This window comes from Corynebacterium sp. HMSC22B11, from assembly GCF_001815965.1.
GTDB lineage: Bacteria > Actinomycetota > Actinomycetes > Mycobacteriales > Mycobacteriaceae > Corynebacterium.
On sequence record NZ_KV823519.1, the window covers coordinates 1 to 9,047 of the forward strand.

General features: G+C 59.5%; 10 protein-coding genes and 2 pseudogenes. 4 read left to right on the plus strand and 8 right to left on the minus strand.

The genetic code is table 11. From position 1 onward, the window contains the following. On the plus strand, positions 1 to 509 hold a 509-nt coding region (locus HMPREF3088_RS10570; RefSeq protein WP_210401520.1), incomplete at its 5' end, for a type IIL restriction-modification enzyme MmeI. A 70-nt stretch (positions 510 to 579) separates the two neighbouring features. Here the strand turns inward: HMPREF3088_RS10570 and erm are convergent. The 5 genes from erm to HMPREF3088_RS09055 form a co-directional block, all read right to left on the minus strand. Next, positions 580 to 1,434: a 23S ribosomal RNA methyltransferase Erm gene (gene erm / locus HMPREF3088_RS09040; protein ID WP_070759605.1), complete on the minus strand. Its 855-nt coding sequence runs from the start codon at positions 1,432 to 1,434 to the stop codon at positions 580 to 582. Positions 1,435 to 1,783: 349 nt separating this feature from the next. Then, positions 1,784 to 2,131 carry a recombinase family protein gene (locus HMPREF3088_RS10770; RefSeq protein WP_016423160.1) on the minus strand — a complete coding sequence of 116 codons (348 nt, stop codon included), beginning with the start codon at positions 2,129 to 2,131 and terminating at the stop codon, positions 1,784 to 1,786. 83 nt (positions 2,132 to 2,214) lie between these two features. Further along, positions 2,215 to 2,469, minus strand: coding sequence for a HepT-like ribonuclease domain-containing protein (locus tag HMPREF3088_RS10270; protein WP_081636726.1), 255 nt, complete (start codon positions 2,467 to 2,469; stop codon positions 2,215 to 2,217). Beyond that, positions 2,390 to 2,563, minus strand: a complete 174-nt coding sequence (locus HMPREF3088_RS10775; protein ID WP_353935888.1) for a hypothetical protein — start codon at positions 2,561 to 2,563, stop codon at positions 2,390 to 2,392. The genes HMPREF3088_RS10270 and HMPREF3088_RS10775 overlap by 80 nt, the downstream gene beginning before the upstream one ends. Before the next feature lie 430 nt (positions 2,564 to 2,993). Continuing rightward, complete coding sequence (locus HMPREF3088_RS09055; RefSeq protein WP_070759607.1) at positions 2,994 to 4,475, minus strand: ApeA N-terminal domain 1-containing protein; 1,482 nt, start codon at positions 4,473 to 4,475, stop codon at positions 2,994 to 2,996. 29 nt (positions 4,476 to 4,504) lie between these two features. Between HMPREF3088_RS09055 and HMPREF3088_RS10780 the strand changes: the two are divergent. Together HMPREF3088_RS10780 and HMPREF3088_RS09060 are read left to right on the plus strand one after the other, a co-directional pair. Continuing rightward, positions 4,505 to 4,660: pseudogene (locus HMPREF3088_RS10780) on the plus strand (RCC1 domain-containing protein); the annotation flags it as partial. A 36-nt stretch (positions 4,661 to 4,696) separates the two neighbouring features. Next, entirely contained in the window at positions 4,697 to 5,056 is a 360-nt protein-coding gene (locus tag HMPREF3088_RS09060) for an RCC1 domain-containing protein (protein ID WP_246818144.1), read from the plus strand. 276 nt (positions 5,057 to 5,332) lie between these two features. On the opposite strand, the gene HMPREF3088_RS09065 is transcribed toward HMPREF3088_RS09060, so the two are convergent. Continuing rightward, complete coding sequence (locus tag HMPREF3088_RS09065; protein WP_210401521.1) at positions 5,333 to 7,279, minus strand: hypothetical protein; 1,947 nt, start codon at positions 7,277 to 7,279, stop codon at positions 5,333 to 5,335. Positions 7,280 to 7,766: 487 nt separating this feature from the next. Between HMPREF3088_RS09065 and HMPREF3088_RS09070 the strand changes: the two genes are divergently transcribed. Next, complete coding sequence (locus HMPREF3088_RS09070) at positions 7,767 to 8,084, plus strand: hypothetical protein (RefSeq protein ID WP_070759609.1); 318 nt, start codon at positions 7,767 to 7,769, stop codon at positions 8,082 to 8,084. Here the strand turns inward: HMPREF3088_RS09070 and HMPREF3088_RS09075 are convergent. Both HMPREF3088_RS09075 and HMPREF3088_RS09080 read right to left on the minus strand, forming a co-directional pair. Next, positions 8,081 to 8,392: pseudogene (locus HMPREF3088_RS09075) on the minus strand (cytochrome c biogenesis protein DipZ); the annotation flags it as partial. The gene HMPREF3088_RS09070 and the pseudogene HMPREF3088_RS09075 sit on opposite strands and share 4 nt — an antisense overlap. Before the next feature lie 18 nt (positions 8,393 to 8,410). Next, the gene (locus HMPREF3088_RS09080) at positions 8,411 to 8,686 is read right to left on the minus strand and encodes a thioredoxin domain-containing protein (RefSeq protein WP_141759459.1); all 276 of its coding nucleotides are present in this window, start codon (positions 8,684 to 8,686) and stop codon (positions 8,411 to 8,413) included. Positions 8,687 to 9,047: the final 361 nt, after the last annotated feature.

The window sequence follows — 9,047 nt, forward strand, 5'->3', positions numbered from 1 at the left end:
TTCAATCGTGGCGCATTAACCGCTTGATCCCGCCATGTATCCCCACTATTTATTTTTTCCGTTTTTCGGAGTACATCGGGAGCTACAACTGCGGACCAGCTCTGTGTGAACTAGATGAGAAGGCGCAGCAGCGAATCATCGACGCTGGACAGTTGGTGCTGCGGGCACGCGAGCGGCACCCCCAGCGGTCACTCGCGGAGCACTACAACCCGTTATCGATGGACCCAATTCTGCTCAAGGCTCACAACAACTTGGACCGGGAAGTCGATAAGGCTTTCGATGTGGCACGCAAACTCACCAACGAGCGCCAGCGCCAGGAGCTACTGTTCGCCAGCTACGGGGAGTTGGCGAGGGGCTATGTCTCCTCGCTTTCATCAAAATCGAAACCACCAGCAGGGTCGTTCCCCGTGCAGGTGATTTTGATCGGTCCCGCTGCTGGGTGTAGAACCCTGTCGCTGGCAACGCCGGGAACTATGACTGTGCCCGACGAGAACACGTCACTGCCATAACGCGGCTCACGGTAGACGAACATGGGTCGTTCACTACTACTGGTGGATTTCGGTTTTGGTGGTGGGGGGATTACCGCCGCCGGCCTCGATTTTTCCGTTGAGGAGGGCGTTGACTACTTCCCGATTGTGAAATGGGCCGATGGCGCAGTGGAGAGGAACCAGTCACCTGGAAGAGATCGATCCAGTCGCTGGTGTGCAATCTGGGAGGTAGGGTTGCGGGGTCGATTCCTCGCGAGCGCAACCATGATTGTGTCTCTGAACGTGATGAAAACAACCCTGCCCTTCGGAGAATTTCCCCTATCCCGCGTCCCCGGGCGGTGAAAACGGTGTGCACCATCGCCTGAAAGGCTTTGCGTTGCTCTATCGGGATCTTCGGGTCACCCACCCGGCGGATCACTAAGATCCCCCCGTCAACGTTTGGCTGTGGCCGGAAAGCAGACCTTGGTACTCGGGAACCAAGGTGAAACGTGAACCATGGGGACCACTGAGCCGTCATCATCGTGCTTGCACCTACCCCGGCCCGGCGGCGAGCGACTTCCCACTGCATGAGGAGTACAGCGTCAGTCCATGCCGGCGCATGCAACAACTTTCGAAGAATGGCAGTGGTGAGGTGAAAGGGAATGTTTCCCACAATGACGCAGGGAGTGGCGGGTAACGGGAAGTTGAGGAAATCATCATGGACCACTTCGACCGACGCCGAGGCGGTCTTTTTTGTGAGTTTGGCAGCTAGTTTTGCGTCTACCTCAACTGCCGTTATTGCCCTCCCCAAGTGGGATATCGGGTGAGTGAGGGCACCGCTTCCTGGCCCGATCTCAATGATGGGGCCGGAGGTTTGTTTTACAAGATCGACGATGGAGTTGATGATCTTGTGGTCTGTGAGAAAATTTTGGCCATGTTCGTGACGGCCGTATCCGTATGTAGACATCAGGTGTGCTCCGTGGAGTTGAAACGGAGCCGGGCATGGCAAATGGCCGCCCGGCTAAAGGACCGGAGCGGTTTCTAACCTGCGGGAGGGAGAAAACCGCCTTAGCGGCTGGTGAGCGGCCGCATGAAAACGGAACCTGAAATCAACATGGGCCTATCGTATCCAATTAATTTCGCAGGGTCCAATACGGTGAGAAAAAAGACAACCGCACCGCAACAGTGCAAGACCTCTCTGGATTGGAATTTGTCCTACCTTCGGCTCGTCGTACAGACGCCACTGGCGTATTTTGTCTCTGGGCAACGAGGGGGAGTTACCCCCACCTCCGGATGTTTTTAAGGTGCACCCCTTATTACGCTGTGGTGCGGGAGTAGTTTTGTCCGACTGATCGGACTACCCACCGACGTGGGGCGGGTAGTTCGAGGTCCCAGCAGATGATCGCGTCGATTTCGCCGCGTTCAAAGGATGCCACCATGGCGTCGTAGTCGGGGCGAGCCACATTCTTCTTTGACGCGGAAATGGACTGATCGACGTAGTTATGTCCTATGTCCAACGTCCAAGCCACGCTGCTTTGCAATGGCTTCACAGTCCTGACGCTGCCGGTCGATGGTGAGGCCATCCACGTCAGCGTCTCGCGAGATACGAAGGTAAATAGGAGCGCGTGTTGCCAAACGCTTTTAATAAGACCCTTAGCTAACATTGAACTTAAACTCGACCACGTTCCGTAGCCGAATAACCTTTGGAGCCGCGCCGTCAGTTAGCAGAGATGTGGCACCGCAGCGCCTAGGCAAGAGGAGGCAGATGAGTATCGACGATATCGCGGACCACGTCGATGTCGACGCCGAAATACTGGTGCACCAGGATGTTGCGGAAATCCCGAATCTGAGGCCAGACGATCTCAGGGTGCGCGCCGGTGATCTCATCGGGAAGATGGTTCACGGCTTCGCCGGACTGCGACTCACAGCGGCACCGCCTCGGCGAGCGTCGAAGCGGATACCGGGTGCCTGAGCAACTGGGCAGGAAACACGTCGATGCCATCGCGCCCGAACAGAGCGCGACTCTCCTCGAGCAGACCAGACGCACGCATCAGGAGACGTCCCTCCGCAGGGTCCATCCCGACGAGGATGTCGATGTCCGATCCTGCAGACGCGGTGCCGCGCGCGACGGACCCGAACAACTTCGGGATGGTCGCGCCGTACCGATCGATGAGCACCTGGAACTAGTCAAGACGCGCAACGAGAATCCCGCGTAGGGCAAGCGTCTCAGGCGTCATGACGGTCTCAGACATGCTTCCGGGGGAAACGGGCCCGGCAGCACGTCGACATGGAGCTTTGACATTGAAGCGGAACTCCACCGCGTTCTTAAGGGCCGACGACATTCTCCCGTCTCACCGCCGCACCAGGCGGCACTGACGCGCTGCCACCACTTACAGCCGGTCGTCTCGCCCGCCCGCCATGACGCACTCAACGAACGAGCGATAGAGCAGGCTTACACGCGTCCCGCACTAAACGACCGGGCAGCAGCGTCACGGAGGTTCCGAAGTAGCGGCTATCGCAGTGCACCTAAGGGTTTGGTGAGGGAACCAGCCATTCGGCAGCGGTACGGAACGTAGCCCTCAGTTGCGGGTGCTCCCGCACGATCTCTCGCTGTCGCTCCGCCGGCAACCCGAGCTCGTGCAAGACGTTGAGGATTACGACCGCGGTCGTCACCTCGACGACGGCGATCAGCTCCTCGATGGAATGGTTGGGCGTTCTGCCCTCGTGCGCGAGGTCGTTGCGGGCGCGCGTCGTCCACTTCGCCCAATGGTCGACATCCGGTAAGAGCTGTGCGATCGCTTCCTGATCGGGTCGCGCGGCGAGGGCATGGAGCCGATCACGGAGGGTCGGGTCGTTGCGGATCGCCCCCTTGAACCTGTTTCGGTGCTCATCGGGAACCTGCGCCAGCATCGCCTCTCGCATCGCCCTGAACTCCGCGTTGGGGAACGGTTTCTCGTCGATGCGGAGGTTGCGGTGCAACACCTCGGCAGCACCGACTGCCGTCAGAAGATTGTTCTCAACAAAACGGGCCGGTGCGTAGCGCAAGCCCAAGATCATGTTTGTCGCTGCCTCCAGGCGGCCATGGGCCTCGCACCATCGGGGCATGACCTCCTCAAATGGGATCGTGCCGCAGGTGAAGAACATTCGGTGGTGATCGACGGCTTTCGCGTCGTGTTTTCCAAGCGCGGCCGGTGAGTAGAGCACATCGGCACGTCGGCGCGGCAGCGGGCGGCCATCAGGGAAGTGCGACTCGGTCCCGGCAACTTCCAGTCGGAGCCAGATCACTCCGGCCGCGCGATGCGTCGCCAGGGAGATCAGGTCCTGCACCAGGCTCGCCTCCTGCAGAGCAACACTCAGAGAGAATGGTTCGGCTGGCACGACGCAGATGGACACCGTGTCCCGCACACGTCCGACGCTTCCTCCCTTGCGCTGGTCGAAGAATGGAAGCGTGTGCGTGTGCTGAAGGCGATACTCAGTGTCGTCGACCACGACCGATTGCGCCTTGACCGGCTTCACCGAGATACGCCCGGTTCCGTCGATCTTGCCGTCGGGAGCCCCGAGGGAACCATCGAACACAGAAGACGCCGCCCAGAGACTCAGATCCTCGACTGAGACTTCTGCCCTAGCGAACGCCGGATCCGCGTCACCGCTGACATGCGCGCCGATGATGGCGACCGTCGCGGTCACGGTCTGCTTATCAGGGCTCGCCACTCGCGCACCCATGGTCCTTCTGGTGCTCCTAGGAACACAGCCGAGCAGTGTGATCTCCCTGAGCTCGGCCACACCGTGCATGACTTCCCAGGTGCGGGTTCCTTCGTGAACAGCAGTCCATCCAGACGAGTCCGTCGTCAAGATCCGATCCTCGAAGGTGCCGATCAGCGACAGAGAGAGACCATCTTCCGGGTCGTACCGTAGGACACCCGGGACCTTCTCGCTAGGGGCTTCCGGCAGCCACCACACGCCAGCCCACTCGCCGACCTTGTCGAGGTTGAGAGGATCATTAGGCATCGTGCTCCCGGTCCGGGCTCCTTCCTGTCTTGCGGCCAGATGTCAGGTCGAAAATCTTTACTCCACCACATGCCCCCCACGTAGGACAATCTACAGCGAGATCATGGTCAACTGAGATCGGATGCGGCGACTGGCACACAATCGCAGTTCGACGCGACGGCACAGCCCTCGCAACTGGCAACAATCAGCGAGGGCAGACCGACGTCGCCCGGTGGACACACGTGTCCGGGGTCTCTGCCGGCTACCTGCACACCGTCGGCTTACACGAAGACGGCACCGTCGTCGCCGTCAGCGACGACAGCAGAGGCCAGTGCGAGGTGTCATCGTGGAGAAGCATCACCCCAGTGGCGGCCGGCTCCGTCCATACGCCCGCGCTGAGCCAGACCGGAAGGGTCTTCGGAACGGGCGACAACCAGTTCGGCCAGTGCGATGTCCAGTCATGGACCGGCATCACAGCGATCGCAGCCGGAGCGAGACACTCGCTCGGGCTGCGCGCCGACGGAACAGTCGTGGCTGCGGGCGACCACACCGAGCAGCAATGCAATGTCAACGCCTGGGCCGCTCGACCACAGATGAACTGAAGTCCAGCGTGCCCGATAATCGGCCGTCGATCACACGTTGAATCTAAACTCCACCGAGTTCCGGCACATAGGTACATCTGAACACGGGGTTCACGTGCTCCCCCTCCCCACGGTCAGTGCTCGCTACTGATCAGGGGACACAGGCTCACCCTCGACGTGGGTCAGCCTGCAGGACGCCACGAAGGAGGTACCGCGCCATCACGCCGGCAGGGAACCCGGCTGAGACGCCACATACTAGGGATCTGAAGAGGGCTCAACCATGCCAGCGGTCGGCCCCTATTCCTTCGCGAGCACGGCGTTATCCGTCAGGCAGAAGTCATCGTTGATCTTGATGACCAGCGCAACGAGTAGGCGGAGCGCTGTTAGATACGTGTGGCGGTGAACGCGGTCGTCGTCACCGTCTGCCTGTGATCCATGGAGGTAGCGGTTGCGCAGGCTAGGTCCGTTGCTGAACTCCTTATCGTTAAGGAAGTAGTTGAAGTAGCTGACCTCCGCGGCGCTGAGCAGCGTTGATCGATGCACCAGCCATCCGGCGCTCACCATCTCGTCAATGGCTTTCTGGCCGGCCGCCGAATGATGGAGACAGCTCGTCACCTCGTACTCCCAGAGTTCCTTGAGCACATGCAATTGTGGCGCGCTTGCAAACGCAATTCGGTCACGATCTCCGGTCAGGATGCCCTTCTCGACCAGGAAGTCGATGTTGCGCTGTTGGTACTCGTGGAACTGGTCGTAGGCGATGTCATTGGCGATGACCAAGTGGAGGAAGCTCTCTGCCTCCAGATCGCTGCTGATGTGCACCAATCCGGATTGGTCCGAGAAGAGCAGGTGCTGAATTCCTTGGATGTCCGCGTTGTTGGCAACGTAGGCGTACTTATCCACAACCTGACTCGGGATGTCGCCGTAGGAAAGCTGCTCCGATGTGATTGTCAGTAGCTCCGGGTCAACCTCGCCGTAGTCGACATGCAGCGTGAACTGCTTGAGGACGCTCTCCATCTCTGAGAACAGATGGCGGCTCTTCTCAAGGTAGGTAGCGGTCGGGCTGGAGGCGCGGTACTTCAGCCCCTTGGCACCGAACTCCTGCTCAAGGTAGTCCGTGAAGAACCAAGCGATGACCGACTCGAGCTCTATACCTTCGGAGCTGAGGAAGCGCTCGTACATCAAGGTCTGAAGCAAGGACGCCTGATCCTTGAGCCTGAACACCGCCCCCGTCCGGTAGTCGCCCTTGCCCGGCGTACCCATGAACCGCTCGAAGACGCCAAGTTGCGCTCCGTAGGAAGGGAGTTCCAGGAGCATATGGTCGTTGGCGAACTGGAACAGGTGAACAAAGTTATTCAGAATAGTCGGGTGGTCGAGGTTCTCCGTGAGCCAGGTTCGACTGTAGGAGTACTTGCCAACCATGCCGTCCAAAGACTGGACGACCTCTTCGACCTGATCGGCCGAGATGCCCACTTCGCAGCCGGTCTTGATCCCCTCCGTGGACTCGAACATCTTCTTCGTGAGCGCATCTACCTTGCGACGAGCCTTTAGCTTCAGTCGTGCATCGACGCCGGTGTTCTTGTCAGCTCGTGCGGATGCGATCAGCTTGACGAAGTTGAGGTTGGGCTCTTCCTCATCGAGGTAGCGGTCAAACAGACCACGCTGATCCGCGGGAGTGAAGCTCTTCGGAAGATGGATTGGATCCCGCCCCTCGGACTGGAGGAACTCCCGCGCAAGCAGCTCAGCATTGCGCGGCTCATCGAGTAGCAGGGCCCGAATCTCCTGGTCGTAGGCACGCACGAGTGCCTGGCATGAGAGCAGATCGTGCGGGTGGAAACTCTGCTCTTGAAGTGCAGCAAGCACGATCGAGTCAGTGCAGCGCTCGAAGACCTTGTTTTTTCCGAGAAGATCGAGGACGTCTGTGCGGTACTGAAAGTCAACGTCCTGAACGAGCGTTGAGAAGGTGGCGTCAGTCACTTTGCCGAAAAACCTGCCGATGACTTCCCGGATCTCGGGGACGTGTGCCAGAGGCGCGTCTCGCTCTGCTTCGGCCAGGTCCTTCGGGAGAACTTTGTGTTCTAGGAACAACGCGAGATGATGCAACTCAACGATGTCGTTTATGCCCTGATCGCCACGAGTAGCATCGAATTCACGGACGAGCTCTAGGAGGCGGTCGGCCTGCCAGAAGGTTCCGTAGTCGCTGAGGCCGAAGAACTTCAGTCTCTTCTCTGGTCCGCTTTCCGACACTCGAATCTCCCTCCCGGTAGGCGTCACTCTATACAGTTCGGGGGCGCCTAGTGGCACGAATTTGAAGCTGTTGTCTGATCGTGCAGCAGTCCCCTTGGCGGAGCCGTCGTCCACGTCGATCGTCGCGCCGGCTCCTCGTTCTGTCGTGGAAGCGAGCCGAACTAGCGGCGCATCACCCCGAGGCGGACACGACCTACGTCTTCATGGGCATATTCCCGCGCCCCATCGGACTCCTCCCCACCACGGAGCGGCGCACGACGGACGAACGGACCGCGCTTCAACCTACTCCCCCAATAACGCGAAGCGTCATTAACGACCGGCGTTAGACGTTGAACTTGAAGTCCACGACGTGTCGGCGCAAAGAAACCTTCCCGCTAAAGACAGCAAGTAAATCCAGAGAAGTACCGCAGGATGCGGTCATGGCGCTATCGCTCCCGGAACATCTAGCAACTCGGGAAGCAGTAGGGCACGGGAAGATGCGCGTCAAATGTACACCGCCCACCAGGTCGAGTTGGGCACCAAGGTGCGCAAGCTGCTGGCGGACAAAGGCTACGTCTCCGTCGCCGTCCCCGGCTTCGAGGCCACCTCCATCGTGGTCATGTACGCCACCGCCCCGGAGCAGGCCAACGGATCCGCGTTCAAGCAGGCCGGCGTCCAGATCGCCAGCGGTGTTCCGCTGCAGGTCGGCGAGCCGGAGGGCTTTTCCACCTTCCGCATCGGTCTGTTCGGCTTGGACAAGTGGGGCGATGTCGACGGCACCGTCGCGCGGTTCGCCGAGGCGCTGGACAAGGTTGTCTCTGCCTAGCCGAAGGTCAACGAATACAGTTTCACGCCTGCCGTGGGCCGGATGCGCAGCACTCCCTCGGTGGGCGTGTCGCCTTTCGCAAGGTCGAGGGTTCCATCTGTGACCGGGAACGACTTTGTCGCACCGTCCGGATACTCGACTTCGATCTCTCCTTCACCCGAAACCACGAGCTGGACCCACTTGGCGAAGACGTTGATGTCCAGGTGTCCTCCACTGGTGGTCTGCACTGATTCCTCCTCGAGAATCCACGTCCCGTTCAGAGTGAACATGCCGCGCTCTGGGGCGGGCGGTTCACCGAAGTCGTGCTCGCCGTCGGTGTAACCGGGTTACTTGGTGTACTCGGCGCGCGCAGTGCCGAGATACGTTTCCGGGTTGCGGCCCTTTGTACCGCCTGCTGCTTCGCCGCCTTCGACCGGTTCGGGGAGGTTGACTTCGGTGTTGGCGTCGACAAGCAATTCACGCACGAGCTTTTCTGTCTCGGCGTAGCTTCCCTCCCCTTCCACGATCTGCCGGACGTTGCCGTGCTTGTCCACCAGGTAGCGGGCTGGCCAGTAGCGGTTGTTGAAATTCCTCCACGTAGCAAAGTCATGAGGGCCAGTCATCAGATGGACTAATCAATGTTGACGAACGGTTGAAGAAGTTGAAGGCGGGTTCGCTGACGATGATGCGCACGGACGATTTGACACCTACGGATGAATTGTTAGGAGTAATTGGTGTTGATTAAGCATGTTGCAACCCGTGCTTACAGCATGGTTTGTTCGACGTATCCTGGCAAAGATTGGGACGTAGAGGTATGTGTACACCCAGACGGAACCGTTGCAGTGTTTCCAGGGGAGAACGCAGATGATGGGGATAGCGCCGCGCTGGTGAAGTCCGACGGCACGGTGGAGCTACTAGGAAGTTCCCCTGTTGATTTAACAGCTTTTGTTGGAGGGTGTCAGGAAGTTTGTGTGTGAGGCTCTG

What these genes read in the sequence shown, in the direction of transcription:
- HMPREF3088_RS09070 (WP_070759609.1), top strand. Translation starts at nt 7,767, where the DNA reads ATGTACACCGCCCACCAGGTCGAGTTGGGCACCAAGGTGCGCAAGCTG.
- HMPREF3088_RS10270 (WP_081636726.1), bottom strand. Translation starts at nt 2,469, where the DNA reads ATGGCATCGACGTGTTTCCTGCCCAGTTGCTCAGGCACCCGGTATCCG.
- HMPREF3088_RS09080 (WP_141759459.1), bottom strand. Translation starts at nt 8,686, where the DNA reads ATGACTGGCCCTCATGACTTTGCTACGTGGAGGAATTTCAACAACCGC.
- erm (WP_070759605.1), bottom strand. Translation starts at nt 1,434, where the DNA reads ATGTCTACATACGGATACGGCCGTCACGAACATGGCCAAAATTTTCTC.
- HMPREF3088_RS10770 (WP_016423160.1), bottom strand. Translation starts at nt 2,131, where the DNA reads ATGTTAGCTAAGGGTCTTATTAAAAGCGTTTGGCAACACGCGCTCCTA.
- HMPREF3088_RS09055 (WP_070759607.1), bottom strand. Translation starts at nt 4,475, where the DNA reads ATGCCTAATGATCCTCTCAACCTCGACAAGGTCGGCGAGTGGGCTGGC.